The 26,053-nt window shown below is 63.3% G+C and carries 28 protein-coding genes; 13 read left to right on the forward strand and 15 right to left on the reverse strand.

From position 1 onward, the window contains the following. Nucleotides 1–41 precede the first annotated feature (41 nt). From ACX3OW_RS17875 to ACX3OW_RS17890, 4 genes are read right to left on the reverse strand one after another with little or no spacing between them, the layout of a single operon-like run. Complete coding sequence (locus ACX3OW_RS17875; RefSeq protein ID WP_459097152.1) at nt 42–1,577, reverse strand: Ppx/GppA phosphatase family protein; 1,536 nt, start codon at nt 1,575–1,577, stop codon at nt 42–44. Next, nucleotides 1,574–3,742, reverse strand: coding sequence for an RNA degradosome polyphosphate kinase (locus tag ACX3OW_RS17880; protein ID WP_459097153.1), 2,169 nt, complete (start codon nt 3,740–3,742; stop codon nt 1,574–1,576). Before ACX3OW_RS17880 ends, ACX3OW_RS17875 begins: the two co-directional genes overlap by 4 nt. Next, nucleotides 3,735–4,481, reverse strand: coding sequence for a P-loop NTPase family protein (locus ACX3OW_RS17885; RefSeq protein ID WP_459097154.1), 747 nt, complete (start codon nt 4,479–4,481; stop codon nt 3,735–3,737). Before ACX3OW_RS17885 ends, ACX3OW_RS17880 begins: the two co-directional genes overlap by 8 nt. After that, the gene (locus ACX3OW_RS17890; RefSeq protein WP_459097155.1) at nt 4,459–5,547 is read right to left on the reverse strand and encodes an AI-2E family transporter; all 1,089 of its coding nucleotides are present in this window, start codon (nt 5,545–5,547) and stop codon (nt 4,459–4,461) included. Before ACX3OW_RS17890 ends, ACX3OW_RS17885 begins: the two co-directional genes overlap by 23 nt. Nucleotides 5,548–5,681: 134 nt before the next feature. On the opposite strand from ACX3OW_RS17890, the gene purM reads away from it, so the two are divergent. The 6 genes from purM (at nt 5,682) to ACX3OW_RS17920 (ending at nt 9,873) form a co-directional block, all read left to right on the forward strand. Further along, nucleotides 5,682–6,758 (forward strand): phosphoribosylformylglycinamidine cyclo-ligase, encoded by a 1,077-nt coding sequence (gene purM, locus ACX3OW_RS17895; RefSeq protein WP_459097156.1) that lies wholly within the window; start codon nt 5,682–5,684, stop codon nt 6,756–6,758. Nucleotides 6,759–6,760: 2 nt separating this feature from the next. Further along, complete coding sequence (locus ACX3OW_RS17900; protein WP_459097157.1) at nt 6,761–7,231, forward strand: AAA family ATPase; 471 nt, start codon at nt 6,761–6,763, stop codon at nt 7,229–7,231. Further along, on the forward strand, nt 7,228–7,809 hold the full coding sequence (gene purN, locus ACX3OW_RS17905; RefSeq protein ID WP_459097158.1) for a phosphoribosylglycinamide formyltransferase: 582 nt from the start codon (nt 7,228–7,230) through the stop codon (nt 7,807–7,809). Before ACX3OW_RS17900 ends, purN begins: the two co-directional genes overlap by 4 nt. A 206-nt stretch (nt 7,810–8,015) precedes the next feature. Next, entirely contained in the window at nt 8,016–8,903 is an 888-nt protein-coding gene (locus ACX3OW_RS17910) for a DMT family transporter (protein WP_459097159.1), read from the forward strand. 129 nt (nt 8,904–9,032) lie between these two features. Further along, nucleotides 9,033–9,239 carry a hypothetical protein gene (locus ACX3OW_RS17915; protein ID WP_459097160.1) on the forward strand — a complete coding sequence of 69 codons (207 nt, stop codon included), beginning with the start codon at nt 9,033–9,035 and terminating at the stop codon, nt 9,237–9,239. 52 nt (nt 9,240–9,291) lie between these two features. Then, on the forward strand, nt 9,292–9,873 hold the full coding sequence (locus ACX3OW_RS17920; RefSeq protein ID WP_459097161.1) for a carboxymuconolactone decarboxylase family protein: 582 nt from the start codon (nt 9,292–9,294) through the stop codon (nt 9,871–9,873). Between the two features lie 36 nt (nt 9,874–9,909). On the opposite strand, the gene ACX3OW_RS17925 is transcribed toward ACX3OW_RS17920, so the two are convergent. From ACX3OW_RS17925 to ACX3OW_RS17940, 4 genes are all read right to left on the reverse strand, one after another. Continuing rightward, on the reverse strand, nt 9,910–10,464 hold the full coding sequence (locus ACX3OW_RS17925; RefSeq protein WP_459097162.1) for a YqhA family protein: 555 nt from the start codon (nt 10,462–10,464) through the stop codon (nt 9,910–9,912). Between the two features lies 1 nt (nt 10,465). Beyond that, the gene (gatB, locus tag ACX3OW_RS17930) at nt 10,466–11,965 is read right to left on the reverse strand and encodes an Asp-tRNA(Asn)/Glu-tRNA(Gln) amidotransferase subunit GatB (protein WP_459097163.1); all 1,500 of its coding nucleotides are present in this window, start codon (nt 11,963–11,965) and stop codon (nt 10,466–10,468) included. 377 nt (nt 11,966–12,342) lie between these two features. After that, nucleotides 12,343–12,855, reverse strand: a complete 513-nt coding sequence (locus tag ACX3OW_RS17935; protein ID WP_459097164.1) for a GNAT family N-acetyltransferase — start codon at nt 12,853–12,855, stop codon at nt 12,343–12,345. A gap of 22 nt (nt 12,856–12,877) precedes the next feature. Next, the gene (locus ACX3OW_RS17940) at nt 12,878–13,189 is read right to left on the reverse strand and encodes a chorismate mutase (RefSeq protein WP_459097165.1); all 312 of its coding nucleotides are present in this window, start codon (nt 13,187–13,189) and stop codon (nt 12,878–12,880) included. A 247-nt stretch (nt 13,190–13,436) separates the two neighbouring features. Between ACX3OW_RS17940 and ACX3OW_RS17945 the strand changes: the two genes are divergently transcribed. Then, nucleotides 13,437–13,694 carry a YjhX family toxin gene (locus ACX3OW_RS17945; protein WP_459097166.1) on the forward strand — a complete coding sequence of 86 codons (258 nt, stop codon included), beginning with the start codon at nt 13,437–13,439 and terminating at the stop codon, nt 13,692–13,694. 52 nt (nt 13,695–13,746) lie between these two features. Here ACX3OW_RS17945 and ACX3OW_RS17950 read toward each other — a convergent pair whose 3' ends face one another. The 7 genes from ACX3OW_RS17950 to ACX3OW_RS17980 all read right to left on the reverse strand — a co-directional run bounded on the left by ACX3OW_RS17950 (nt 13,747) and on the right by ACX3OW_RS17980 (nt 17,869). Continuing rightward, the gene (locus ACX3OW_RS17950) at nt 13,747–13,998 is read right to left on the reverse strand and encodes a GlsB/YeaQ/YmgE family stress response membrane protein (RefSeq protein ID WP_459097167.1); all 252 of its coding nucleotides are present in this window, start codon (nt 13,996–13,998) and stop codon (nt 13,747–13,749) included. A gap of 116 nt (nt 13,999–14,114) precedes the next feature. Continuing rightward, complete coding sequence (locus tag ACX3OW_RS17955) at nt 14,115–14,432, reverse strand: hypothetical protein (RefSeq protein WP_459097168.1); 318 nt, start codon at nt 14,430–14,432, stop codon at nt 14,115–14,117. Nucleotides 14,433–14,552: 120 nt separating this feature from the next. Beyond that, entirely contained in the window at nt 14,553–16,037 is a 1,485-nt protein-coding gene (gene gatA, locus ACX3OW_RS17960; RefSeq protein WP_459097169.1) for an Asp-tRNA(Asn)/Glu-tRNA(Gln) amidotransferase subunit GatA, read from the reverse strand. Further along, a complete protein-coding gene (locus tag ACX3OW_RS17965) occupies nt 16,030–16,488 on the reverse strand; it encodes a hypothetical protein (RefSeq protein ID WP_459097170.1) in 459 nt (152 codons plus the stop codon). Before ACX3OW_RS17965 ends, gatA begins: the two co-directional genes overlap by 8 nt. Beyond that, the gene (locus ACX3OW_RS17970) at nt 16,485–16,967 is read right to left on the reverse strand and encodes a GNAT family N-acetyltransferase (protein WP_459097171.1); all 483 of its coding nucleotides are present in this window, start codon (nt 16,965–16,967) and stop codon (nt 16,485–16,487) included. The genes ACX3OW_RS17965 and ACX3OW_RS17970 overlap by 4 nt, the downstream gene beginning before the upstream one ends. 2 nt (nt 16,968–16,969) lie before the next feature. Continuing rightward, nucleotides 16,970–17,257, reverse strand: a complete 288-nt coding sequence (gatC, locus tag ACX3OW_RS17975) for an Asp-tRNA(Asn)/Glu-tRNA(Gln) amidotransferase subunit GatC (protein WP_459097172.1) — start codon at nt 17,255–17,257, stop codon at nt 16,970–16,972. Nucleotides 17,258–17,335: 78 nt separating this feature from the next. Then, nucleotides 17,336–17,869, reverse strand: coding sequence for a hypothetical protein (locus tag ACX3OW_RS17980; RefSeq protein ID WP_459097173.1), 534 nt, complete (start codon nt 17,867–17,869; stop codon nt 17,336–17,338). A gap of 70 nt (nt 17,870–17,939) precedes the next feature. Between ACX3OW_RS17980 and ruvX the strand changes: the two genes are divergently transcribed. The 6 genes from ruvX to topA all read left to right on the forward strand — a co-directional run bounded on the left by ruvX (nt 17,940) and on the right by topA (nt 25,361). Further along, complete coding sequence (gene ruvX, locus ACX3OW_RS17985; RefSeq protein ID WP_459097174.1) at nt 17,940–18,401, forward strand: Holliday junction resolvase RuvX; 462 nt, start codon at nt 17,940–17,942, stop codon at nt 18,399–18,401. 110 nt (nt 18,402–18,511) lie between these two features. Next, nucleotides 18,512–19,498, forward strand: a complete 987-nt coding sequence (locus ACX3OW_RS17990) for an aspartate carbamoyltransferase catalytic subunit (protein ID WP_459097175.1) — start codon at nt 18,512–18,514, stop codon at nt 19,496–19,498. After that, on the forward strand, nt 19,495–20,787 hold the full coding sequence (pyrC, locus tag ACX3OW_RS17995) for a dihydroorotase (protein ID WP_459097176.1): 1,293 nt from the start codon (nt 19,495–19,497) through the stop codon (nt 20,785–20,787). Before ACX3OW_RS17990 ends, pyrC begins: the two co-directional genes overlap by 4 nt. Before the next feature lie 78 nt (nt 20,788–20,865). Beyond that, on the forward strand, nt 20,866–21,474 hold the full coding sequence (gene plsY, locus ACX3OW_RS18000) for a glycerol-3-phosphate 1-O-acyltransferase PlsY (protein WP_459097177.1): 609 nt from the start codon (nt 20,866–20,868) through the stop codon (nt 21,472–21,474). Between the two features lie 4 nt (nt 21,475–21,478). Continuing rightward, nucleotides 21,479–22,597, forward strand: a complete 1,119-nt coding sequence (gene dprA, locus ACX3OW_RS18005) for a DNA-processing protein DprA (protein WP_459097178.1) — start codon at nt 21,479–21,481, stop codon at nt 22,595–22,597. A gap of 130 nt (nt 22,598–22,727) precedes the next feature. Next, a complete protein-coding gene (topA, locus tag ACX3OW_RS18010) occupies nt 22,728–25,361 on the forward strand; it encodes a type I DNA topoisomerase (protein WP_459097179.1) in 2,634 nt (877 codons plus the stop codon). Nucleotides 25,362–26,053: the final 692 nt, after the last annotated feature.

Below are 26,053 nucleotides of genomic sequence, written 5' to 3' on the forward strand. Positions count from 1 at the left end.
AAAAAACGCGGTGTCCCCCCGGCCTTGAGCCGGGGCCCATCCTAAGCCACCCGCACCATCGAATGCTTGAACCCCGCGACCCCGGCAAACTGATCCAGCCGGCTCCGCAGATGCTCGCCGTCCAGAAACACCAGATCCCTGGGCAGAATCAGCGATAGCCCGCCATCCTCGATTTCGAAGCGGATGCGCGGCAAAATCCCCGGCATCGCCGCCGTCATCGGATAGGCCACCCGGAACAACGCCCCCAGCAGCCGCGCACTCGCGGTCAATTCCGGCGTCCCCAGGCCCACCAGCGGCGCCGCCGCCTTGCTCTTGAGCCCATCATAGCGCACTGCCATCACCTGGGCGAGGAAGGCCCGCCCGGGATGATCCACCCCGCTCAGCGAGCTATAGGCCACCGCCTCGACCGCTTGCGGCCCGCGATAATCCGGATGCGAGCGCCAGGCGATATCGGCCAGCAGGCACGCTACCGTGCGCAACCGCGTCTCCGCCGGCGTTTCGCTCAGGTCGGATATTTCGAGAAACTGGTTGGTAAACCCGATCAGATCGTCAGCATGCGATGGCGAGCGCGAACGCAGCACCGACAATTCCTCGGCGCCCTGGATCAGCGGATCGATCGCCTGCTCGCGCTTGTCGAGCATGCCGTAGAGATAGCCCTCGCGCACGCCGAGCGCCGAAAACACCACATTGGCGAACTGCCCCGCCTTGAGTACTTCGCTCAGCGCCGCCGCGCCAAACGGCACCAGATCGCGCCGCGACGAGCTGACCTGGTTGGAGCCGGGATAATGCTTGAGCGATTTGGCCCCGACGATCTCGTCGCAAAACGCGATCATCTCCGCCGCCGGCACGATGTAGTGCTGCACCATGCGCAGCGGATAGCCGGTGACCGCCTGATGCAGCTTGGCCAGCGAACGCCAGGTACCGCCAATCGCCGCAAAGGCGCTGCCGGGCCCCAGCCTGGCTAGCGCCGATTCCTGCAGCCGCTCATGCACCAGCCCCGCCGCGGCCATCGCATCGCCGTCGCTATCGTCCTGCAGGCGAATGACGCCCAACTCAAAGGATTCTTCGTTGGTATTGTCGCCATCGACAATGCGCGACAATTCGAGGCTTCCGCCCCCCAGATCGCCGACCATGCCGGTAAAGCCCGGAATGCCCGCCGCCGCCCCGAGGGCCGCAAAATGCGCCTCTTGGTCGCCGCTGAGCACCTGCACCTTGGTACCGATCAGCGTCGTGACGGCATCGACGAATTCCTGCCGATTGGCCGCCTCGCGCACCGCCGAAGTGGCCAGCACATACACCTTACCGACACGCATCAGCCGCGCCACCAGCGCGTAGCGCTGAATGGCGTTCAGCGCCTGGGCGACATTGGCGTCGGCGAGGCGGCCGGTCTGGCCCACCCCGCGCCCCAGCGCACAGGCAGATTTTTCGTTATACAGCGGCGTCAGCGCCCGCGCGTGGCGCTCATAGACCACCAGGCGCACCGAGTTGGAGCCGATATCGAGCACCGCTACGGGCTTGGCGCCCTTGATGCGGCCTTGCGCGGTTGGATCCGCATCGACGCCCCAGAATTGGTTCAAGCCAGGCCCTCTTCGCCGTCCCCGCCGGCACTGCCACGACCGGACAGCGACGGATTGGTCATGAAGTAGTCTTGCGCGCCGAACGGCTCCTCGCCATCCGCCACCCGTACACGGTGCGAACTGCCATCCGGCAGCACTTCCCAGCTCTGCTGGTTGTCACGCAGATAGGCAACCAGAATCACATCCAGAATTTGCTTATGTACGGTCTTGTTGAGAATCGGCACCATCACTTCGACCCGTCCGTCGAGGTTCCGCCCCATCAGATCGGCTGAGGAAATATACACCTTGGCGCGCGGGCTCGGCATGGTTTCGCCATTGCCGAAACAATAGATGCGGCTGTGTTCGAGGAACCGCCCGACCACCGATTTCACGCGGATATTCTCGGAAAATCCGGGAATGCCCGGCCGCAGGCAGCAGATGCCGCGCACGATCAGATCGATTTTCACCCCGGCCTGGCTGGCGTCATACAGCGCATCGATCACCTGCGGATCGACCAGCGAGTTCATCTTGAACAGGATGCTCGCCGGCTGGCCGTTGCTGGCGAATTCCACCTCGCGATAGATATTGTCGATCAGCGTCTGCCGCAGATTAACCGGCGAGACGGCGATGGTTTCCAGCTCGGTCGGCCTCGCATAACCGGTGATGAAATTGAACACCCGCGCCACGTCCCGGGTGATCGAGGGGTCGATGGTGAAGTAGCTAAGATCGGTATAAATCTTGGCGGTGATCGGGTGATAATTGCCGGTGCCGATGTGGCAATAGCTCACCAGCTTGCCCTTTTCGCGCCGCACCACCTGGCTCAATTTGGCGTGGGTCTTCAGCTCGATAAAGCCGAACACCACCTGCGCCCCGGCCCGCTCCAGATCGCGCGCCCAGCGAATATTGGCCTCTTCGTCAAACCGCGCCTTGAGTTCCACCAGACACGTCACTGACTTGCCGGCCTCTGCCGCCAGCACCAGCGCCTTGATGATCGGGCTATCGGCCGAGGTGCGATACAGCGTCTGCTTGATCGCCACCACATCAGGGTCGCGCGCTGCCTGCATCAGGAACTGCGCCACCACGTCAAAGCTCTCGAACGGGTGGTGGACCAGAATGTCCTTGGCGCGAATGGCGGCAAAGCTGTCGCCATTATAGTCGCGAATCCGCTCGGGGAAGCGCGCGTGATAGGGGACGAATTTGAGGTCTGGGCGGTCGATGTCGCAAATTTTGCGCGCATCTGCGAGGCCCAGAAAGCCATGCACCTCGAACACTTCGGCTTCCTTGACGCCGATCTGCTCGCCGATCTGGCGCTTCAACGCCCGCGGCATCGAGCTTTCGATCTCGAGCCTTATCACCTGGCCACGGCGGCGCTGGCGCAGCGCACTCTCGAACTCCACCACCAGGTCGGCGGCTTCGTCGTCGATTTCGATTTCGCTGTCGCGGATCACCCGGAAGGCGCCCGAGCCCACCACCTGATGGCCGGGAAACATCTTGTGGAAGAATAGCTTGACCAGCGTGTCGATGGTCACCACTTCGCTACGCCCGTCCGAAGCCAGCCCGCTCGGCAGGTTGATGAAGCGGTCGAGATTGCCGGGAATGCGCACCAGCGCGGTCAACGGCACATCGGTGTCGGGGCGCTTCAGCTCAAAGGCCAACGCCAGCCCCAGATTGGGGATGAACGGGAAGGGATGCGCCGGGTCGACCGCAATCGGGGTCAGCACCGGGAAAATTTCCTCGCGGAACAGCTTTTGCAGATAGCTGACCTGATCGTCGCTGAGGTCCGGCGCTTCGTGGATCACCACGTTTTGCGCAAACAGTTCCTCGCGCAGATTCTGCCAATGGTCCTGCTGTTCCAGCTGCAGATGCTGGGCCAGCGTGGCAATTTCTTCCATCTGCTCGGCCGGGGTCAGCCCATCGGCGCTCTGCTTGGTCAGTCCGGCGCGCATCTGGCCTTTGAGGCCGGCGACACGGACCATGTAGAATTCATCGAGATTGTTGGCCGAAATCGAGACAAAGCGCAGCCGCTCCAGCAGCGGATGATGCTCATTGCCGGCCTCTTCGAGCACCCGCATGTTGAATTGCAGCCAGCTCACCTCGCGATTGACGAAGCGCGCTGGGCTCTTGCGCAGCGCCTCGGTATCGGGGACTGACACGTCCGTCTCGGGGAACTCGCTTATTTCATTCATCGTCTTCGGTGTCCCAATCCTGTTCAAGCCGCGCGCCGCCCTGCGCGATCCGGCGGCGGTCGAGCGCATCGGCGGCGATGCTGCGGGTGATGGCCGTGCCCTTGGCCAGCGCCAGCTGGTCCATCAATCCAGCCAAAATCACCACTTCTTCGGCAGAACGCTCCATGCGCGCCACCAGATAGGCAATGATTTTCGGATCGACCGCAATCTGGCGATCCCCGAACAATTTCACGAACATCTGTGACAATTGAATGTCGTCCGTCAGTTCCAGCGTATAGGCAGCGGCCCGCCGGGCCCGCGAACGCACATCATCGGTCGTCAGCGGCCAGTTCGCAATGTCTTCCCGCGCTGTCAGCAGCAACGGCCGCAATTCGCGCATCGACTGGTTGAGCAGGTGGAACAGTCCGGCCTCGTCATAGGCGAGCCGGTCGACATCCTCGACGATCACCGGGCTGGTGCCGCCCGCCGTCGCCAGCGCTTCAAGGTCATGGATGCCGGCAAAGATTGCGCCGCTGCGGTCGGCAAAAATCCGCGCCAGATGCGACTTGCCCGATTTGGCCGGGCCGGTCAGCAGCGTGATCGGGTCGGGCCAGTGCGGAAACGCCATGATCCGCCCATGCGCCAGCGCATTCCCCTCGCCCGTGAGAAAGTCAGCTTCGCCTTGCGCAGCGGTATGGCCCAGATCGAAGGTCAGCTGGCCGATGGACTGGTCATCCTCAGGGCTTGCCGGCAGCGCCATCGGCCCCACCATTCTGCCCAAGATAGAGCGTGCTGCTCTTGTATTTGGCGACGCCGAACCGCACCAGCACCGAGGCAATCGCCGCCATCGGCACCGCCAGCAACAAGCCGACAAAACCAAACAACGCGCCCAGCCCGAGCAAAGCGAACATCATCCACACCGGATTGATGTTGATCGAGGACCCCACCAGCTTGGGGTAAAGAATATTGCCCTCGATGAACTGCCAGAACAGGAAAATGCCGGCCACCAGGGCCACCATCCAGATATCGCCAAACTGCACGATGGCGATGCCGACAGACAGGCCGAACCCCAAGGCAAAGCCGACAAAGGGAATGAAGCTCAGCAGCCCGCCGATCAGCCCCACCGCCAGGCCGAAATTCAGCCCGATCAGGCTCAGCGCCGTGGCATAGAAGGCTGCGTCGAGCAGCAGCACGCTACCCATCCCGCGGATCACGCCGGCCATCGACTTGTCGATATCACGCAGAATGGTGTTGATTTCACCCTTGTGGTTTTGCGGCAGCAGGCCTTCGACGCCGCGCACCATGCCTTCCCAGTCGAGCAGCAGATAGAACGCCACCACCGGAGTCAGCACGGTAAAGCCGATCACCGCCGCGCCGGTAATGCCGATATTGACCAGTTCACCCGGCAGCGTGGTGATGAATCCCAAGGCCTGCCGCGCCAGATCATTGATGCTGGTCTGCAATTGCGCCGCCCGCTCCGGGCCGAGCCATTCATTGACCTCAGGCGACCAGCGCGCGAACAATTCCTGCAGATCGGCAACAATTTTCGGTGCGCCCTTCAGCAGTTCGATAATCTGCTGACCGATCATTGGCAGGAACGTAAACAACAGACCGAGGGCACCGGTGATGACGCAGAGCAGCACCACTGTCGTCGCCCAGGCGCGGTTAAAACGCCAGCGCTGCAATTGGTTGACCAGCGGGTTGAGCAGATAGGCCAGCGCCGCGCCGACCACGAAGGGCAGCAATATGCCGCGGAACAGCCACAACAGCAGCACCAGGACGATCAGGAAGCCGACCCAGATCAGGACTTGATTTCGTAAGGTCATGGTGCCGAGCGGCCCTTGCGTCGATTGGGTGGAGAAGCTATCAGGCCGTCTAGCTTCCGGCTCCGGAGTTGGCAACCGCCTTGGTCTTCCGGTAACGGCTTTGCGCACGCTTTCCCCACTACGGTCCGAGGCCAATGTCCGATCCCCAAAACCTGACATCAAATGGTCTGTCATACAAGCAGGCCGGCGTCGACATCGATGCTGGCAATGCGCTGGTAGAAGCCATCAAACCCGCAGTTCGTTCCACGCGCCGTCCCGGTGCTGATGGTGAGATCGGCGGATTCGGCGGTCTGTTCGATTTGCGGGCAGCCGGATTCACCGATCCGGTGCTGGTCGCCGCCAATGACGGCGTCGGCACCAAGCTCAAGATCGCCATCGATACCGGCAATCATTCCACCATCGGGCAGGACCTGGTGGCGATGTGCGTCAACGACATCATTGTGCAGGGCGCCGAGCCACTGTTCTTCCTCGACTATTTTGCCACCGGCAAGCTCGACGTTGAACAAGGCACCGCCATCGTCTCCGGCATTGCCGAAGGCTGCCGCCTCGCCGGCTGCGCCCTGTTGGGCGGCGAAACCGCCGAAATGCCCGGCATGTATCACGGCGGCGACTATGACCTCGCCGGCTTTGCCGTCGGCGCCGCCGAACGCGGCACGCTGCTGCCCCGCCCCGACATCGCTGCCGGCGACACGCTGGTCGCCATTGCCTCCTCGGGCGTCCATTCCAACGGCTATTCGCTGGTCCGCAAGATAGTGGAACTGTCCGGCCTCGCCTGGACCGCCGACGCCCCCTTCGCGCCCGGCCAGTCGCTGTCCGAAGCCCTGCTGACCCCGACCCGCATCTATGTAAAGCCCCTGCTCGCCGCCCTCAAAGCCGGCATCAACATCAAGGCACTGGCCCACATCACCGGCGGCGGCTTCATCGACAATATCCCCCGCGTGCTGCCTGACGCACTCGCCGCCCATGTCGATCTCGGCGCGGTCAACGTGCCAAAGGTCTTCGGCTGGCTCAGCCAGGTCGGCGGCATCGAGGAGCGCGAAATGCTGCGCACCTTCAATTGCGGCGTCGGCATGCTGGTCGCCGTTGCCCCCGAGGATGCGGAAAAGCTGGTGGCCCATCTCACCGCAGCCGGCGAAATCGCCTCGGTGGTCGGCAAGCTCACCGCCCGCACCGGCGAAGCCGTTACCTTCGACGGCAAGCTCGCGCTCTAGCCATGGCCAGCGCCGCCGGCCGTCTGATCATCGTCTGTGGCTTGCCCGGTTCGGGCAAGACCACCCATGCCCAGGCCCTGATCACCCGCCACGGCGGCGTCTCCTTTGCGCCCGACGACTGGATGGATGGTCTGGCGCTCGACCTGTGGGACCAGGATCGCCGCGCCCGCATCGAGAATCTGCAATGGCAGGTCGCCCAGCAGGTTCTCACCGTCGGCGGCATGGCGATCATCGAATGGGGCACCTGGAGCCGCGCCGAACGCGACATGCTGCGCCTCGGTGCCCGCAACCTCGGCGCCAGTGTCGAGCTGCATTATCTCACCGCCGAGCCGGACATCTTGTTCGACCGCATCCACCAGCGCGGCCGCGAAGACCCGCCGATTACCCGCCCCATGCTGCAGCTATGGGCCAGCGCCTTCGAGGAGCCGACCGCCGAGGAGCGCGCCCTCTATGACGAAAGCGACGATCAATGACTGACCGCAAACGCGTCGGCATCCTCATCTCCGGCCGTGGCTCGAACATGTCGGCGCTGATCGAGGCCGCCAGGGCCCCGGATTATCCCGCCGAAATCGTCGGCGTCCTCTCCAACCGCGCCGCCGCGCCGGGCCTTGCCATTGCTGCTGCCGAGGGCATCGCCACCGCCTCGCTGGCGCAGAGCCGCTTTCCCAGCCGCGACATGTTCGAGGATGTGATGACCCAGACGCTGGAAAGCTGGAACGTCGACTTCGTCTGCCTTGCCGGCTTCATGCGCATTCTCGGCGAGGATTTCGTCAATCACTGGGCCGGCCGGATGATCAACATCCACCCCTCCTTGCTCCCCCTCTACAAGGGCCTCGACACCCACGCCCGCGCCCTCGCCGATGGCGCCACCATTCACGGCTGCACCGTCCACTTCGTCACCCCCGGCCTCGACGAAGGCGCCCCCATCCTGCAAGCGACCGTCCCCGTCCTGCCCAACGACACTGCCGACACCCTCTCCGCCCGCGTGCTGGTCGAAGAACACCGGATTTACCCCGAAGCGCTCAGGATGCTGGCCGCTGGTGAGGTTTAGCCTCGAACACCCAACAAACTCGATGTCATCCCGGCCTTGAGCCGGGACCCATCCTGAGATCTGGGGATGGGCCCCGGCTCAAGGCCGGGGTGACACGGTGGGTGGGACACTATCGCCCCATCACCCAATTTGATCCCACCCATCGTCAAAATCGGTTCGACGCGACTCTGCCGCTGCAATAGTCTCGGCACAAATGGAGAACGTCTATGCCGCTGCGCTATTGGCTGCTTATCATTCTGCTCGGCGCTGTCTGGGGCAGTTCCTTCCTCTTCAACGCCATTCTGATTCGCGAAATCAGCCCGCTCTGGGTCTCGGCCGGCCGCGTCTCCATCGGCGCCGCCATCTGCTGGGTATATTTCCTCGCCCGCCGCAAAAAACTGCCCACCGGCTGGCCCGTCTATGCGCAGCTCACCCTCCTCGGCTGCCTCAACTACGCCATTCCCTTCGCCCTGTTCCCCTTTGCCGAGCAGACCGTCGCCAGCAGCATTGTCGGCGTCATCAATGGCCTGACCCCAATGAGCACGGTGATCGTCTCCCAGCTCTGGCCCGGCGGCGAAAAGGCCACCTGGAACAAACTGGCCGGCGTCGCCCTCGGCTTTATCGGCGCGCTGATCCTGGCCCTGCCTTCGCTCGGTGCTGGCGCTTCGGCGCAGGTACTGGGCCTGCTCGCTGCCGTTGGCGCCACCCTCTGCTACGCGCTGACGCTGAACTATGCCCGCCGCTTCAAGGATATCGACTCAGCCGCCGTCGCCACCTGCTCGCTCACCGCCGCAGCGCTGATTTCGCTGCCCATCGCTTTGCTGTTCAGCGGCATTCCGATCATCACCCGCGCCGAAACCTGGGGCGCGCTGTTCGCCATCGCCGCCTTCTCCACCAGCTTCAGTTTCCTCCTGGTCTATTGGCTGCTGCCCAAGGTTGGCGCGACCAATCTGTCGCTCAACACCTTCATCACCCCGATTTCGGCGATTCTGCTCGGCGTGCTGGTGCTGCATGAACGCTTCGAAGCCGCCCATGTGCTGGGCGTGCTGGTGATTTTCATCGGCCTGATCTTCATGGACGGCCGCCTCGTCCGCCGCCGCGTCGTGGCGGCGTAATTCCTGCGGCCTTCAAAACGCAGTGTCATCCCGGCCTTGAGCCGGGGTGACATCGAGAGTGGGGAAATGCCCCCGCCGCCCGCGGAACCCCCTCCCCACCCAACCGTTCCTATTCCCATAGGAGCTCCCATGAACCAGCCCAAGCCCGATATCGATCCCCGCCCAATCCCGGAAATCGTGCCGCCCGCCGAACCCGTGCCGCCGCAGCCATTCGATCCACGCCCGCCGCACCCGCAGGAACTGCCCGACACCCCCGAGCCGGTGGAAGACCCCACGCCCGGCCAGCCGGCGCCCGCTCCCAGCCCCGGCACCGACCAGCCCCCCACCTGGGCTTGATCCACAAGCTGTTGCCGCTAGTGTGACTGCCGGTCAGGCTCGGGAGAACGCCATGTTCCTGCAAACCATCGCGCCGGAAGCGGCGACGGGTGAAGTCGCCGAAATTTACCGCAAGGAAATCGACGCCAACGGTTTCCTGATGGCGGCGACGCGCTGCTGGACCACCCGGCCCGAGGTGCTGCCGCTGTTCGAGCACTTCACCGAAGGCGTCAAAGCCAATTTTTCCCTCGGCATGCGCGGCTGGCGGCTGATCACCTTGATCGCCGCCAAGCAGGTGCCATCCACCTATTGCAGCCATGTCTATGCGCGGACGCTGGCCCGCGACCTCGGCAAGGCGCAGGTGCTGGCCATCCAGCGCGATTTCCGCAATGCCGGCCTCAGCACCCGCGATGTGGCCATGCTGGCCTATGCCGAACAGGTGGCGCGCGACGCCTCAAAAATCACCCAGAATCACATCGACGCGCTGCGCGAAGTCGGCTTTTCCGATGTCGAAATCTCCGACATCGCCCTCTGCGCCTCAATCCGCAGCTTCGTCAGCCGCTTCTTCGACGCCACCGGCGCAGCTCCAGAGCCGATCTTCCTTGATGAGAATGATGAGTTCCGAACCGCCATGACGGTCGGCAAGCCGATTTAGAGCGGAGCCCCAGCAAAAGCTGACTGTCGATACAATCTAGTGGTGATCGTCGATCGTGCTGAGAAACCAGGTCAGCGCCACGATCACCACGGCGGTAGCGCCGCCTAGATACAGGATATCAATGCCGCCGCTCGAGGTAATCGCGCGACCAAGAAAATACACCGCGAGCACGGTAACCGACACGCCGACCAGCTTGGACTTCAGATCGTCCAGCGTGCGAATCTTGAGCCAGTCAGGCAGTTGCAGATCTTGGTTGAAATAGAGCTGATACAGCCCCAGCGACACCACCTGCACCACGGTTGCCAGCAGGAACAGATCGACCAGCTCGATGGCGTGCAGCAGCACCTCGTCGCGGGTTAGCCGGTGCTCCACCGAGAAGAACAGCCCGTCGACAAAGTGCCAGCTTTCTATCGTGCCGTAGATGATCAACGCGACGGCAGCGACCATCGTCGCCACCACCGGTACAATCATGACGCCGCTCACCAGCTGGCCGATAAGCCGCAACGGCCAAGGCGCCTTATGATCGACAAGACCCGACCCCACCGAAGTAGACCTGACGACCTTCACGTCGTCATTGGTCGGATCACTCATGCTATTCGATCCCCAGCTTCTGCTTCATCAGATCGCTGAGCGCCTGCGGGTTGGCCTTGCCACCCGAGGCCTTCATCGCCTGCCCGACGAACCAGCCGATCATTGTCGGCTTGGCCAGCACCTTGGCCACCTGATCGGGATTGGCGGCGATGATCTCGTCGACAATCGCCTCGATGGCGCCCATGTCGGTCACCTGCGTCAGGCCGCGGCGCTCGACGATCTCGGCCGGATTGCCATCGGGCTCCTCGGCGATGACGATCTGCAGCAGATCCTTGGCGCCCTTGGACGAAATCGTCCCGGCGGCCACCAGGTCGACAATGCCGGCAACCTGGCTTGGCTTGAGGTGGGTTTCCCACACCGCCAGCCCCTGGCTATTGGCAAAGGCAGCCACGTCCGCGTTGAGCATATTGGCCACGGCCTTGCCATCGCGCTTGGTGCCACCGAAACCCACCACGGCTTCGAAATAGTCAGCGGTTTCGCGGTCGAGCGTCAGCACCATGGAATCATAGGCGGTCACGCCATAATCGGCGACAAAGCGGGCCTTTTTCTCGTCCGGCAGCTCGGGCAGATGCTGCGCCAGCTCGGCGATGAACGCATCGTCGAATTCGAGCGGCAGCAGGTCGGGATCGGGGAAGTAGCGATAATCATGCGCCTCTTCCTTGCTGCGCATCGAGCGCGTCTCGCCCAGCTTGGGGTCGAACAGCCGGGTTTCCTGCGCGATGGAGCCACCGTCTTCCAGAATATCGATCTGGCGGCGCGCTTCATATTCGATGGCCTGGCCAGCGAAGCGGATGGAATTGACGTTCTTGATTTCGCAGCGCGTGCCGAATTCGCCGCCCGGGCGACGCACCGAGACGTTGACGTCGGCGCGCATGGAGCCCTGCTCCATATTGCCGTCGCAGGTGCCCAGATAGCGCAGGATGGTGCGCAGCTTGCCCAGATATTCCTTGGCTTCCTCGGACGAGCGCAGATCGGGCTTGCTGACGATTTCCATCAGCGCCACGCCGGTGCGGTTGAAATCGACAAAGCTCATATTGGGATGCTGGTCGTGGATCGACTTGCCGGCGTCCTGCTCCAGATGCAGCCGCTCGATGCCGATCTCGATCTGCCCCTCGGGCATGTCGAGCACCACGAGGCCCTCGCCGACGATCGGGTCCTTGAACTGGCTGATCTGATAGCCCTGGGGCAGATCAGGATAGAAATAATTCTTGCGGTCGAACACGCTGCGCTTGTTGATCGCCGCCTTGAGGCCCAGCCCGGTGCGCACGGCCTGGCGCACGCATTCCTCATTGATGGTCGGCAGCATGCCGGGCATGGCCGCATCGATGAACGACACATTGGCATTGGGCGGATTGCCGAATTCGGTCGACGCGCCAGAGAACAGCTTGCTCTCGCTGGTCACCTGGGCATGCACTTCCATGCCGATGACAATTTCCCAAGCGCCGGTCGAGCCGGCAATGAAGCTCTTGGGATTAGGCGTGCGGGTGTCGATGAGGGTCAAAGCGGAGTCCTGCGGCGATGTACGATATTCTTACAAAACGCATAGTTGGTAGGGGTGAGAGAAGCAATTGCTTTGCACCAATTAAGCCAATCCACCAGCGTCCTTCCCCTCGCCCCTTGCGGGAGAGGGACAGACCTGACGCGTTCAGCGGAAGGTCAGGGTGAGGGGACTGCGTCCGCCTATGCTCAGACGTTGACGTCCTCAAACGTTTTTTGGGTAGCGGGACAAACCCCACCCCCGATGTCACCCCGGCCTTGAGCCGGGGCCCATCCCCCGATCACGCCGGTGAAACTCATCTCAGGCTGGGTCCCGGCTCAAGGCCGGGATGACACCGCGTTTGGACGCCAGGCAGTGCAACACCCCTTTGGGAGAGGCCCTCAGTCCTCGTCCTCGATTTCCCCATAAAACGGGCTCAGCCGCTTTTCCAGATGCACGCTCATGAACGGCTCATGCGCCGCGCGGCCATCCGGCCGCAGCGCCAAAATCCGATAGCCCTGCTTTTCATAAAACTGCACCGCGCGCACATTGTCGGCCGGGGTTTCCAGCTGCACCCGCTCGGCGCCTTCCAGCTCCAGCATCGATTCCATGCGCCGCAGCAGCATCGAGCCCAGCCCATGCCCCTGCAGTTCCGGCATCACGAACAGATAGGGAATATAGGCCCGCCGCATGGCGCGCGAGCACCAGGCCACCGCGATGCCGTCCACCTCGGCCACGATGATCCGCGACAGGGTTTCGGCCACCACCTGCGCCAGCCGGCGCTGCTCGGCCTGTTGCAGGCCGGGCTGCGGCGTCAGCAGCGGAAAAATCCCGCTTTCCCAGGCGCGGTAAGCAATATCGGCAAGCCGGCTTGCATCGGCGGTTTCTGCCTTGCGGATGGAAATACCTGCCATGGTGACCTCCTTGCCGAACCTGCTAGCTGCGGCGGCGCGCCGCGATGATGCCCTTCTCGTAATTGATGTTCCAATCGATCAGGGTCCGCCACACAAGTTCGGCCTGATCCTCATCAAGATCAAGGGCCAAACTGCGCTCGCGGAGCTTGGCGATCACCGCCTCGATCCGGGCCGGGTCGCGCGCCTCATGCGGATCGGTCTTGATCTCGGCCATGCGCGTCACATAGCGGTGGCGCTCGGCAAACAGGGTCAGCAAGGCATGGTCGATACGATCGATCTCGACGCGCACGTCGTCCTTGGTCTGGCAGGTCTCGGGCGATTTCACAGCGGTCACTTGGGCTATCCAGTCGGTTTTGCTGTTGCTGGTTTGCACCGGACCGCCGCCAATTTCAACCGCCCGGCTTGCACAACCCGCCGCGCCGGCGCTATCAAACCCGCATGTCTAGTCAGTCTGAAACCGTCTGAGGCCCCGTCCAACTGGCACGGGGCATGAATGAACCAGTCGACCGCCCTGCGCTTTGCGGGCGGACGGCAATGTTTGTTCGCGGGTTTAACCCGCCGCTACAGGCGACTGATTTTCCATGGATATTTCACGAGACGAACAGCGGGTGCTGCACGCCCTCGCGCAGGGCGGCCGCATTGCGCTGCTCAAAAATGACGCCGGCAAGGTGACTGGACTCGAATTCTTCAACCGCGAGGGCTGGCTACTGAACCAGTGCAGCCTGCTATTGTTCAGAAAGCTCAAGGCCAAGAAGGCGATCAAGTCCACCGCCGGTCAACCCTACCGCATCACCCGCCGCGGCCTCGAACTGGTCCGCAGCGAATACGACAACCGGTAAGACGTCGGCAACGGATGGTCGGCGGCCCCAGGCGGCCGGCCATCCAGTCTGGCTAGCGCGAAACGGCGCGGCCGATGGTGATGATGACGCAGGCGCCGATAAAGCCTGCGATCAGATAGCCAATCCAGCCGCCGAACGAAATGCCGACCAGACCGAGGATCAGGCTGGCAACCACAGCGCCGACAATTCCGAGCACGATATTCATCAACAGCCCGGTATTGGTGTTCATGAACTGTTTGGCGAGCCATCCGGCGATGCCGCCGATGATGATGGCCGAGAGCCAACCTACACCGTCAAATTCCATTCACTCCTCCTGCGGGTGGAATCCCTACAGCAGAAGCCTGCCACAGCGGCAGCGGAACGCAAGCATGCTGGCAGAAAACCGCCAGCAAACCATCAGCATGCTGGCAGCATGCTTGGTCAGTGGCGGGTGACTTCGCTCAGCGCGGCGGCGATGTGTTCCCACTCGCTGGCGACGCTGGCAGTGGCGCGTTTCTTGCCGGCGCGGCGATACCAATAGTCGGCATTGCCCATATCGGCCTCGATCCAGTGCATCAGCGCATGCACCCAGTCGAACGCCTGCACGCCCTCCATGGCCTGGACGATGCCATGCGCCTGCTCCCATTCGGGACCGACGCGCAGGCTGCCCTTCTTGAGCCACCACAGCGCCTGCAACGGCTTGCTCATGTCCCGAGGCGGCTCGGACCAGTCGAGCGAGGTGAAGATATCAGCGGCCATCGGTGAAACCCTTGTCGGCCCGGACGCCGCACGCGGCGGGGTCACAACCAATTTCAATTTGTGCATTGGGGCCAAATAAGGCGGATCGGCGCCACGATCAAGTGGCGCCGCTCATTACGCTTACCACCAGGGCTTCGGCGCGAAGTCGCCACCGGCGCTTTTCTCGATGACGCGGGCCGCTGCGAACAGGGTTTCCTCGTCGAACGGCTTGCCGATCAGCTGCAGCCCGAGCGGCAATCCCTTGGCATCCTTGCCGGCCGGAACGGCGATGCCCGGCAGGCCCGCCATGTTCACGGTGACGGTGAAAATGTCGTTGAGATACATCGCCACCGGATCGGCGGCGAGCGCTTCGTCGCCAATGGCAAAGGCCGCAGAAGGCGTTGCCGGCGTCAGAATCGCGTCGATTCCGGCGTGGAAAGCGTCTTCAAAGTCCTTCTTGATCAGCGTCCGCACCTTCTGCGCCTTGACGTAGTAGGCGTCGAAATAGCCGGCGCTGAGCACATAGGTGCCGATCATGATGCGACGCTTCACCTCGCGGCCAAAGCCGGCAGCGCGGGTCAGCTCATACATGTCGGTGATGTCCTTGCCCGACACGCGCAGCCCATACTTCACCCCATCATAGCGGGCGAGGTTGGACGAGGCTTCAGCCGGCGACACCACGTAATAGGCCGGCAGCGCATACTTGGTATGTGGCAGGGAGATATCGCGCACCGTGGCGCCCTCGGCCTTGAGCCAGTCGAGCCCCTGGCTCCACAGCTTCTCGATTTCCGCCGGCATGCCCTCCATGCGGTATTCCTGCGGCACGCCAATGGTCAGCCCCTTGACGCCGCGCGCCACAGCGGCGGCGAAGTCAGGAACAGCCAGCTCTGCGCTGGTCGAATCCTTGACGTCAAAGCCAGCCATCGAGGTCAGCATCATCGCCGCGTCTTCAACCGTGCGGGCAATCGGGCCAGCCTGATCGAGCGAGGACGCATAGGCGACAATGCCCCAGCGCGAGCAGCGGCCATAGGTCGGCTTCATGCCCACCGTGCCGGTGAAGGCCGCCGGCTGGCGAATCGAGCCGCCGGTATCGGTGGCCGTCGCCCCGGCACAGAGCCAGGCCGACACCGCCGCCGCCGAACCACCTGACGAGCCGCCGGGCACCAGTTTCTCGGTGCTGCCTTCGGCGCGGAACGGGTTGATCACCGGGCCGTAATAGCTGCTCTCATTGGACGAGCCCATGGCGAACTCGTCCATGTTGAGCTTGCCCAGCATGACCGCACCGTCGCGCCACAGATTGGACGTCACCGTCGATTCATATTCCGGCTTGAAGCCATCGAGAATATGGCTGGCTGCCTGGGTATGCGCGCCCTTGGTGCCGAACAGATCCTTGATGCCGAGCGGAATGCCTTCCAGCGTGCCGCCCTGCCCCTGCGCCAGCTTGGCGTCGCTGGCCTTGGCCATGTCGAGCGCCTGTTCGCCGGTCACCGCCACATAGGCGTTCAGGCTCGGATTGGCCTTCTCGATCGCCGCCAGATAGGCGCCGGTCAATTCGGTGGCGGTAAAGCTCTTGGCCTGGAGACCCTTGCGGGCATCGGCGAGGCTGAGTTTGGTCAGGTCAGTCAAAGGGAATCTCGCTCAGATTATCGCAGCGGTGGTAGATGGTGGCGGCTGACACCCCTTCCCCCTCGCTGCTGTCAAAGACACCGGCCATTACCAGCGCATTCATATGCGCCGAAACGACCTGAATGGTGGTTTCGTCATAGGGAGTGATCGAAAAGCTGTCGGGATAGACTTCCCCTGGATGCTCGCAAATCGCGGATGCAAACAGGAAATTGCTACCCTTACGGCTCTTCAGATCGAAAAAATTGCAGTGGAATTCCATGGCCTGAATGCCGCTGGTGAACGACAGCACACTGGCCATCGGGTCCTCAAAGGCCGACAGGCCCTCGGTTTCCAGACCCTGGCACAGTTCCGGCGACGCAGCATAGATCTTGGTCTGGTCGATGAGGAATTCCTGCGCCATCGCCGAACCGGCCAGCAGAGACACGCCGAGCGCGAACAACACTGGTTTCATGCACTGATCTCCTGGGCGAGCGGCAGTTCGAAAAATGCCGACCATTGGCTGTCAGGATAGTCCAGAAACGGGCCGCGAGTCACAAAGCCACGGCTGGCATAGAGCCCGTAGGCGCCCTCAAAGCCGCTGCCAACGCCGGTTTCCAGCATCAGGCAATTCAACCCCTTGACGTGCGCCAGCTCGATTATGGCGTCGAGCACTGCCGAACCAATCCGCTGGCCGCGCATGTCCGGGTCGGTGAACATGCGTTTCACTTCGCCCAGCTCGGCCGAATGCACCTTGAGTGCGCCCATGCCTACGGCATGACCGGCCTCATCGCGCGCCACAAACAGCGTCGTGTCCTCGCCCGCCATCTGTTCCACAGTCATCTTGAACTGGAACTCTGGCGGCGATAGCGGCAGTAAATGCGCGTTGAGCTTGCCGACGAGACCGCGCACATCGTCCTGCAGCGGCGTCTCGATGGCGACTTTTACCGACATTTCTATTCGACCACCTTGGGCACCATAAAGAAATTGTCTTCGCTCAGCGGCGCGTTGCTGACGATCTTGTCGGCATAGCCGCCATCACTGATCACATCATCGCGGCGGCGCAGCGCCATCGGGGTCACCGAGGTCATGGCTTCGACACCCTCGACATTGACTTCGGCCAGCTGTTCCACAAAGCCCAGAATGGAATTCAGCTCCTGCTGATAGCTCGCCACTTCATTTTCTTCGATGCGGATGCGCGCCAGGCTCGCAATGCGCTTTACGGTTGCGGCGTCGACAGACATAGGAAACTCCAACAAATAGCGGCTCGTTTGGGCCGTTATTAGCAACGCCGCGCCACAAAAGACAATGAAAATGGCGGATCAGACTTCCAGCGCCAGTCCGGCTTCCAGCGCCACCAGCCCGCTTCTGTCCAACCGATCACGCAGCGCCGGGATGGTGGCATCGACCGACGCCTCGTCCCCAGCCAGCGCCAGCAGGCGCGGCGGCCGGTCTTCCAGCACCGCCTGACCAAGCCCCACCAGCCGCTCCGCATCGCCAAACAGGCAGATCACCGCCCCCTCGGCCCAACGCCCCAGCGCCGGCACCGCTCCCGCCACCAGCAGCAGCGGCGCTTCGCCCATCGCGTCTACCAGCACCGCCCCCGGCCCTACCGACCAAACCTCCACCGCCGGCAGGGAATCGTCCGCATCAAGCAACCGCTGCGGCTTGCGCGCTTTCCACTGCGCGGCATCAACTGTGGGCAGCGCCACGCCGAAGCCGGCAATCACCTGATCCGCCCCCGAAACCAGCTCCGCCGCATCGATTCCCGCCGGCGCGCTCGTCGCATCCAGCACCAGAATCGCCCCGCCAATATGAATGCGGATCGTCGTGCCGCCGAACCAGGTCAGTTTCATCCGCCGCTTTCCTGTCGCCAAACCGGGCCGCACCCTATAGGACGAGGCAAAAGTGGCAAGCGGGTGCTCCATGACTGACGAATTCGCCAATCCGCTCGAATCCATACCGGCCGCTGGCCGCATCATGGGGCTCGATCTCGGTACCAAGACCATTGGCGTCGCCATCAGCGACGGCATGCGCTATTCGGCCACCCCGCTCGAAACCATCAAGCGCACCAAATTCACCCAGGACGCCATTCGTCTCGACCAGTTGATCGCCGAAAACGCCATCGTCGCCGTCATCCTGGGCCTGCCGCTCAATATGGATGGCTCTGAGGGCCCGCGCGTCCAGTCCACCCGCGCCTTTGCTCGCAGCCTCGCGCAACGCATCGCCCTGCCCATCGCCTTCTGGGACGAGCGGCTCTCCACCAGCGCGGTCACCCGCATGATGATCCAGGCCGACCTCCGCCGCGACCGTCGCGCCGAAGTCGTCGACAAGCTGGCCGCCAGCTATATCCTGCAGGGCGCGCTGGATCGGCTGCGCAACAGCTGATCGCCGCCCACGCCGTCATTCCGGTGAAAAATGCCTGCTGAGCCGGGCCAGCCCCTTGCCCCTCCCGGCCCCCTCCGCTAGACCCCATCCAACATCAAGGATGGGAGCGCATGGCCCAAGATCGCGCCAGCAAAACCTCGACGCCCGCCGGTTCGTCCGGCGATTTCCCCCCGTTCAACCAGCGCCATCTGCTGTCGATCGCCGATCTCAAACAGCATGAGATCATCGACCTGCTCGATCGCGCCGAGCGCATGGTTCCAGTCTCCCGGCAGGAGCGGAAAAGCCATCCGACGCTAGCGGGCAAGACCCAGATCAATTTGTTCTTCGAGCCGTCCACGCGGACGCAGGGCTCGTTCGAGATCGCCGGCAAGCGCCTCGGGGCGCTGGTGATGAACATGTCGGTCAAATCCAGTTCGGTCTCCAAGGGCGAAACCCTCGTGGACACCGCCACCACGCTCAACGCCATGCGCCCCGACGTCATCGTCGTGCGCCATTCGGCGGCCGGCGCGGTGGAACTGCTCAGCCAGAAGGTCGGCTGTGCCGTGATCAATGCCGGCGACGGCGCCCATGAGCATCCGACCCAAGCCCTGCTCGACGCGCTAACCATCCGCCGCCACAAGGGCCGGATTTCCGGGCTCACCGTGGCGATTTGCGGCGATATCGCCAATTCCCGCGTGGTGCGCTCCAATCTGCTGCTGCTCGGCGCACTCAATGTACGCACCCGCGTCATCGCCCCGCGCAACCTGCTTCCCGCCGGCATCGAACACCTCGCCACCGAGGTCTTCACCGACATGCGCGAGGGCCTCAAGGGCGCCGATGTGGTGATGATGCTGCGCCTGCAACACGAACGCGCCAATGGCCGCATGATCCCCTCGGTGCGCGAGTACTACCGCTTCTATGGCCTCGACGCCGAAAAATTGGCCTTCGCCAAGCCCGACGCCATCGTCATGCATCCCGGCCCGATGAATCGCGGCGTCGAGATCGACCCCGCCATCGCCGATGGTGTCCAATCGGTGATCACCGAGCAGGTGGAAATGGGCGTTGCCGTGCGCATGGCCGTGTTGGACGCCCTGCTGCCCGCCGGAGGCCAGTCATGACAAGCCCGCTGCTTATCGAAAACGCCCGCATCGTCGATCCGGCCTCCGGCACCGACGCCATGGGCGCTGTGCTGGTCGAAAACGGCCTGATTGCCGAGATCGCCATCGGCGCGCCGGTTGGCGTGCCCGAAGGGGCGGAAGTCATCAATGCGCAGGGGCTGATTCTCGCCCCGGGCCTGATCGACATGCGCGTCTTCACCGGCGAGCCCGGCAAGGAATATCGCGAAACCCTGCAATCGGCTGGCGAAGCCGCTGCTGCCGGTGGTATCACCAGCTTCGTGATGATGCCCGACACCACCCCCGTGGTGGACGACGGCGCGTTGGTGGACTTTCTCATTCGCCGCGCCAAGGCGACCAGCAAGGTCAATGTGCTGCCCGCCGGCGCCATCACCAAGGGCCTTGCCGGCCAGGAAATGACCGAATTCGGCCTGCTGCAGGAGGCCGGTGCGGTCTGCCTCACCGATGGCCGCAATTCCATCCAGTCGCCCGCTTTGCTGCGGACGGTGATGAGCTATGCCGCCAATTACGGCATGACCATCGTTCACCATCTCTCCGACAAGAGCCTCACCGGCGAAGGGGTGATGAATGAGGGCCTGTTTGCCACCATTCTCGGCCTTAAGGGTATTCCGCGCGAAGCCGAGACCATTCCCTTGGCCCGAGACCTGCAATTGGCCGCCCTGACCGGCGTCAATTATCACGCCGCGCAAGTGTCCTGCGCCGCCTCCATCGAGCTGTTGGCCGCCGCCAAGAAGCGCAACAAGAAGGTTACCGCTGGCGTCTCGATCAACAATCTGGCGCTCAACGAAAACGACATTGGCCGCTATCGCAGCTTCTTCAAGCTGTCGACGCCGCTGCGCAGCGAAGATGACCGGCAGGCGGTGATCGAAGGCCTGCGCAACGGCACCATCGACACCATCCATTCCGACCATGATCCGCAGGATACCGAGGTAAAGCGTCAGCCCTTCGCCGAAGCCTCGGACGGCGCCATCGGCCTTGAAACCCTGCTCGCGGCCGCCCTGCGCCTTGTTCATTCCGGCGATGTAGACCTGCTCACGGTGCTGCGCGCCATGACCAGCCGCCCCGCCGAAATTCTCGGCCTGCCTGCCGGCCGCATCGCCAAGGGCGCGCCCGCCGATCTGATCCTGTTCGATCTGGACTATCCCTGGCAGGTCAGCGAGCGCCAGATCCGCTCCCGCTCGCGCAACACCAGCTTCGAAAACGCCCGCCTCGCCGGCAAGGTGATGCGCACCATCGTCGGCGGCGAAACGGTGCACACGCATACCGAATAGGCCGCTCTGCGCCCTCCCCCTTGTGGGGAGGGCCGAGGTAAGGGTATTCCTCGACGTAAAGACGAGGGGAACCGCCTGATGCCTGCCGACACCATCAATCTGCTTTACGCCGCCATCATCGGCTATCTCTGCGGCTCCGTCCCCTTCGGCTTGCTGCTGACCCGCGCCGCCGGTCTGGGCGATATCCGTCAGATCGGCTCGGGCAATATTGGCGCCACCAATGTCCTGCGCACCGGCAATCGCTGGGTCGCCGCTGCCACGCTGGTGCTCGACGCCGCCAAGGCCGCGCTGCCGATTCTGGTGGCCCGCTACTATTGGGGCGAAGAAGCCGCCATGATCGCCGCCATCGGCGCCATTCTCGGCCATTGCTTCCCGGCCTGGCTCGGCTTCAAGGGCGGCAAGGGTGTCGCCGTGATGATTGGCTCATTGCTGGCGCTGTCGTGGCCCGTAGGCCTGATCTTCTGCGCCGTGTGGCTGCTGATCGCCTTTGCCCAGAAATTGAGCTCCCTGGCCGCGCTGACCGCCGCTACCACCGCGCCGATCTTTGCCTTCGTGTTGGTCAATGAATGGCTGGCCGGCACGGCTGCCGTGCTGGCGCTGGTGCTGTTCTACCAGCACCGCGAGAACATCGCCCGCCTGATGGCCGGCACCGAGCCCAAGATCGGCTCCGAAAAAACGGCCAAATAGCGCCATGGCGCTGGGTCAGGGGAGCCGTCTCACCGATACCCAGCGCATCGCCTGGCTCCGCCTGCTGCGCAGCGACAATGTCGGCCCCGCCACCTTCCGCCAATTGCTCAACCGCTTCGGCTCGGCCGAGGCGGCGCTTGATGCCCTGCCCGGCCTGTTCCAACGCACCGGCAAGCCGCTGCACATCGCCAGCCAGAGCCAGGCCGAGGATGAAATTGCCGGCCTCACGCGCTATGGCGCGCGCCTCGTGGCCAGCGGCGACGCCGATTATCCCGAACTGCTGAGCTATATCCACTCCGCGCCGCCGCTGCTCACGCTGGCGGGCGGCGCTAATCTCGATTGGCAGCGGACGGTGGGCATTGTCGGCGCCCGCAATGCCTCGGCCGCCGGGATCAAGATGACCCGCATGCTGGCGCTCGATCTAGGCGAACGCGGCTACACCACGGTCTCCGGCCTCGCCCGCGGCATCGACACTGCCGCCCACCGCGCCACCCTCGCCACCGGCACCATTGCCGTGCTGGCCGGTGGCTTCGACCAGATCTACCCGGCCGAAAACATCCCCCTCGCACACGACATTCTCGATTCTGGCGGCGCGCTGCTCACCGAAATGCCGCTGGGCTGGGAGCCCCGCGCCCGCGACTTCCCGAGGCGTAACCGGCTGGTTTCGGGTCTTTCGCTCGGCGTCGTGGTGGTGGAAGCGGCCAAGCGCAGCGGCTCGCTGATCACCGCCCGCCTCGCCCTCGAACAGAATCGCGACGTCTTCGCCGTTCCCGGCTCGCCGCTCGATCCCCGCGCCGAAGGTGGCAATGCGCTGATCCAGCAAGGCGCCAAGCTCATCACCAACGCCGCCGATATCATCGAAACCCTGGGCAGCGCCGATCCGTCCCGCCATGCCCTTTACGACCGCGACTGGGAGCCGGACCTGGTGACCGACGGACCGCCACCCAGCGACGATGACAAATCCCGGCTGCTCTCCGCCCTTAGCGCCACCCCGATCGAGGTCGATGAACTGATCCGCCAAGCCGGCCTCACCGCCGCCGCCATGCAGATGCTGCTGCTCGAACTCGACCTGTCCGGCCAGATCGAATGGTCCAGCGGCCAATTGGTGGCGCTGCGATACTGACCCGTTTATGCCCCAAAAAATCCTCTCTCTAAGAGAGAGCGTCCCTTTGCCCTTTTCGGCCCGTTGACACCTCCCCCCGGCTTCACCATGTTGCGCCACGTCTCATAAAGCGTTGCGGAACGGGTATTCCATGAAGGTCGTTGTCGTTGAAAGTCCGGCTAAAGCCAAGACAATCAACAAGTATTTGGGTTCGGGCTATGAAGTCCTTGCCTCCTTCGGCCATGTCCGCGATTTGCCGGCCAAGGACGGCTCGGTGCGTCCCGACGAAGATTTCGCCATGTCCTGGGAGGTCGACACCGCTTCCAAGAAGCGGCTGGCCGACATCGCCAACGCCCTCAAGGGAGCCGATGGCCTGATCCTGGCGACTGACCCTGACCGCGAAGGTGAGGCGATTTCCTGGCACGTGCTCGATGTGCTGCGTCAGAAGAAGGTCATCAAGAAGGACATGACCGTCCAGCGTGTGGTGTTCAACGCCATCACCAAGGACGCCGTCACCCAGGCGATGGCCAAGCCGCGCGAAATCGACATGCCGCTGGTCGACGCCTATCTGGCACGCCGCGCGCTCGATTATCTCGTGGGCTTCACCCTCTCGCCCATTCTGTGGCGCAAGCTGCCGGGCTCGCGTTCGGCTGGCCGTGTGCAGTCGGTGGCGCTGCGTCTGGTGTCGGACCGCGAAGCCGAGATCGAAAAATTCAAGGCCGATGAATATTGGTCCGTCGAAGCCAAGCTGGCGCAGTCCGGCAAGAGCTTCCTCGCCCGCCTGTTCTCGGTTGACGGCAAGAAGACCGACAAGCTCGACATCAAAACCGGCGAAAACGCCGCCGAGCTGAAAAAGTTGATCGAAGGCGGCCAGTTCAACGTCTCCAACGTTGAAAAGAAGCCGACCAAGCGCAATCCCTACGCGCCCTTCACCACCTCGTCGCTGCAGCAGGACGCCTCCTCGCGCCTTGGCCTGTCGCCGAGCCGGACCATGCAGATCGCCCAGCGGCTCTACGAAGACGGTCTGATCACCTATATGCGTACCGACGCGGTGCAGATGGCGCCCGAGGGCATTTCCATGGCCCGTTCGGTGATCGGCAAATATTTCGGCGAGGAATTCCTGCCCGAAAAGCCGCGCATCTACCAGACCAAGGCCAAGAACGCCCAGGAGGCGCACGAGGCCATCCGCCCCACCGACATGTTCAAGCGCCCCGAGCAGCTGCATCTCGACGCAGACCAGTCCAAGCTCTATGGCCTGATCTGGCGTCGTACGCTCGCGTCGCAGATGAAGTCGGCCGAAATTGACCGCACCACGGTCGATATCGCCGTCAACGTCCCCGGCCGCGCCGTCGAATTGCGCGCCGTCGGCTCCGTGGTCACCTTCCCCGGCTTCCTCAAGCTCTATGGCGTCGAAGCCAAGTCCGACGAAGAGACCGAGGACGAGGATAGCCGCGAGCTGCCACCGCTGGCCGTAGGCGACAAGCCCGACCTTCAGTCGGTCGACATCGAGCAGCATTTCACCCAGCCGCCGAGCCGCTACACCGAAGCCAGCCTGATCAAGAAGATGGAAGAGCTCGGCATCGGCCGGCCCTCCACCTATGCGGCGACGCTGACCACGCTCAAGGACCGCGACTATGTCCGCCTTGAGGGCAAGGCACTGCATCCTGAAGATCGCGGCCGCATCGTCACCGCCTTCCTCGAAAGCTTTTTCAATCGCTATGTCGAATATGGCTTCACCGCCGGTCTCGAAGAGCAGCTTGACCAGGTCTCCGCCGGCGACCTCGACTACAAGACGGTGCTGCGTGATTTCTGGAAGGATTTCACCGCCGCCACCGACGAGATCAAGGATCTGCGCGTCTCCGAGGTGCTCGACACCCTCAACGAGGTGCTGGCCAGCCGCATCTTCCCGCCCAAGGAAGACGGTTCGGACCCGCGTATCTGCCCCACCTGCGGCACCGGCCAGCTGTCGCTGAAGCTGGGCAAGTTCGGCGCCTTTATCGGCTGCTCCAACTATCCTGAGTGCAAGCACACCATGCAGCTCTCCGACGCGGCCTCCGGCCAGTCCTCGGAAGCCGCAGCTGGTGACGGCATTCTCGGCACCGATCCGGAATCCGGCGACGAGGTCTTCCTCAAGTCCGGCCGCTTTGGCCCCTATGTCCAGCTTGGCGACGGCAAGGAACCCAAGCGCTCCTCGCTACCCAAGGGCTGGGAAGCCGCAGCGATGACGCTGGAATCGGCGATGCGGCTGCTCAAGCTGCCGCGCGAAGTCGGCCTGCATCCCGAATCCGGCCTGCCGATTTCGGCTGGCCTGGGTCGTTACGGCCCCTTCGTGCTGCATGACGGCAAATACGCCAATCTGCCCGACGTCGAGGAAGTGTTCACTGTCGGCCTCAACCGCGCCGTCGACCTGATCGCCCAAAAGGCCGCTGGCGGCTTCAAACGCGCTGGCGCCGTGGCAGCCATCCAGACCTTTGAGCATGATGCCGGCCCCATCACCGTCCGCGCCGGCCGCTACGGGCCTTACGTCAACCAGGGCAAGATCAACGCCACCATTCCAAAGGATGTGGCGCCCGAAGCCGTGACGCTGGACCAGGCCGTCGCCTGGATCGCCGCCCGGGCCGAGGTCACCGGCACCAAGGTGAAAAAAGCTCCGGCCAAGAAAGCCGCTGCCAAAAAGCCAGCTGCCAAGACCGCAGCGGCCAAAAAGCCCGCCGCCGCCAAGAAGCCAGCCGCGAAAAAAGCCGCACCCAAGAAGGTCGTGGCCGACGAAGACGTGCCGTTCTAGCAACGTCTCAACAAACTCTGTGTGTTGACCCCACCCCACCCTCATTCCCTCCCCATCATGGGGAGGGAGGCGCAGGTTGCGATGACGGTGTTCATCGTCTCCCTCCCCCTTGTGGGGAGGGATCAAGGGTGGGGGTATCCCACGCACCAGCGGGTGGGAATGCCCCCCTCAAGTCCAAGGGCCGAAGGCCCAACAAAAAGCCCCGGCATTGAGCCGGGGCGAGTTGGTCAGGAAAATATCGGGGCGAGCGCCTAGCTGTTCAGCGCTCAAGCCCCTGCGGTGCCGTCGTTGCCGGCAGGCACCGCTGCGCCCATCATGGCCATATATCGGCACATTGCGATGGGCGTTTGGTCGCACTACTGCACCGGGCGAAAAACTCGCAAAACCGATGCGACAGCAAGTGGTCGTGGGGAGCTAGGTGCTAGCGGCGGTTCTCCGCCGCCATCGGATAGGCTTGAGGTGCCATGCCTTTCTCGCCATCAGCGGCCGCAAACAGATGTTCGGGTACGCGACGTGGCGATGTATAGCTTGCCAAGCACCATGGGCAACGAACGGCGGCACGCGGCCGGGGTCCAGCACATGATTGACAGAGCCTAAGGGCGGGCATGATAACCTCCTGGCTTCTCACCCATCGGTGGAAGCATGTATTATTGATGACAAAGACGGAACGAGCTTTTGGCTCACTCCTAAGA

The organism is Devosia sp. A449, assembly GCF_054489375.1.

Bases quoted from the DNA above. Each gene is read 5' to 3' on its own strand.
- ACX3OW_RS17935 (WP_459097164.1), bottom strand. From the start codon at position 12,855: ATGGCAGGTATTTCCATCCGCAAGGCAGAAACCGCCGATGCAAGCCGG.
- ACX3OW_RS17990 (WP_459097175.1), top strand. From the start codon at position 18,512: ATGGCCCAAGATCGCGCCAGCAAAACCTCGACGCCCGCCGGTTCGTCC.
- ACX3OW_RS17890 (WP_459097155.1), bottom strand. From the start codon at position 5,547: ATGACCTTACGAAATCAAGTCCTGATCTGGGTCGGCTTCCTGATCGTC.
- ACX3OW_RS17885 (WP_459097154.1), bottom strand. From the start codon at position 4,481: ATGGCGCTGCCGGCAAGCCCTGAGGATGACCAGTCCATCGGCCAGCTG.
- plsY (WP_459097177.1), top strand. From the start codon at position 20,866: ATGCCTGCCGACACCATCAATCTGCTTTACGCCGCCATCATCGGCTAT.
- ACX3OW_RS17950 (WP_459097167.1), bottom strand. From the start codon at position 13,998: ATGGAATTTGACGGTGTAGGTTGGCTCTCGGCCATCATCATCGGCGGC.
- pyrC (WP_459097176.1), top strand. From the start codon at position 19,495: ATGACAAGCCCGCTGCTTATCGAAAACGCCCGCATCGTCGATCCGGCC.
- topA (WP_459097179.1), top strand. From the start codon at position 22,728: ATGAAGGTCGTTGTCGTTGAAAGTCCGGCTAAAGCCAAGACAATCAAC.
- ruvX (WP_459097174.1), top strand. From the start codon at position 17,940: ATGACTGACGAATTCGCCAATCCGCTCGAATCCATACCGGCCGCTGGC.
- ACX3OW_RS17955 (WP_459097168.1), bottom strand. From the start codon at position 14,432: ATGGCCGCTGATATCTTCACCTCGCTCGACTGGTCCGAGCCGCCTCGG.
- ACX3OW_RS17980 (WP_459097173.1), bottom strand. From the start codon at position 17,869: ATGAAACTGACCTGGTTCGGCGGCACGACGATCCGCATTCATATTGGC.
- ACX3OW_RS17945 (WP_459097166.1), top strand. From the start codon at position 13,437: ATGGATATTTCACGAGACGAACAGCGGGTGCTGCACGCCCTCGCGCAG.
- ACX3OW_RS17965 (WP_459097170.1), bottom strand. From the start codon at position 16,488: ATGAAACCAGTGTTGTTCGCGCTCGGCGTGTCTCTGCTGGCCGGTTCG.
- ACX3OW_RS17915 (WP_459097160.1), top strand. From the start codon at position 9,033: ATGAACCAGCCCAAGCCCGATATCGATCCCCGCCCAATCCCGGAAATC.
- ACX3OW_RS17910 (WP_459097159.1), top strand. From the start codon at position 8,016: ATGCCGCTGCGCTATTGGCTGCTTATCATTCTGCTCGGCGCTGTCTGG.
- ACX3OW_RS17900 (WP_459097157.1), top strand. From the start codon at position 6,761: ATGGCCAGCGCCGCCGGCCGTCTGATCATCGTCTGTGGCTTGCCCGGT.
- ACX3OW_RS17925 (WP_459097162.1), bottom strand. From the start codon at position 10,464: ATGAGTGATCCGACCAATGACGACGTGAAGGTCGTCAGGTCTACTTCG.
- purM (WP_459097156.1), top strand. From the start codon at position 5,682: ATGTCCGATCCCCAAAACCTGACATCAAATGGTCTGTCATACAAGCAG.
- purN (WP_459097158.1), top strand. From the start codon at position 7,228: ATGACTGACCGCAAACGCGTCGGCATCCTCATCTCCGGCCGTGGCTCG.
- gatC (WP_459097172.1), bottom strand. From the start codon at position 17,257: ATGTCTGTCGACGCCGCAACCGTAAAGCGCATTGCGAGCCTGGCGCGC.
- dprA (WP_459097178.1), top strand. From the start codon at position 21,479: ATGGCGCTGGGTCAGGGGAGCCGTCTCACCGATACCCAGCGCATCGCC.
- ACX3OW_RS17880 (WP_459097153.1), bottom strand. From the start codon at position 3,742: ATGAATGAAATAAGCGAGTTCCCCGAGACGGACGTGTCAGTCCCCGAT.
- ACX3OW_RS17920 (WP_459097161.1), top strand. From the start codon at position 9,292: ATGTTCCTGCAAACCATCGCGCCGGAAGCGGCGACGGGTGAAGTCGCC.
- ACX3OW_RS17970 (WP_459097171.1), bottom strand. From the start codon at position 16,967: ATGTCGGTAAAAGTCGCCATCGAGACGCCGCTGCAGGACGATGTGCGC.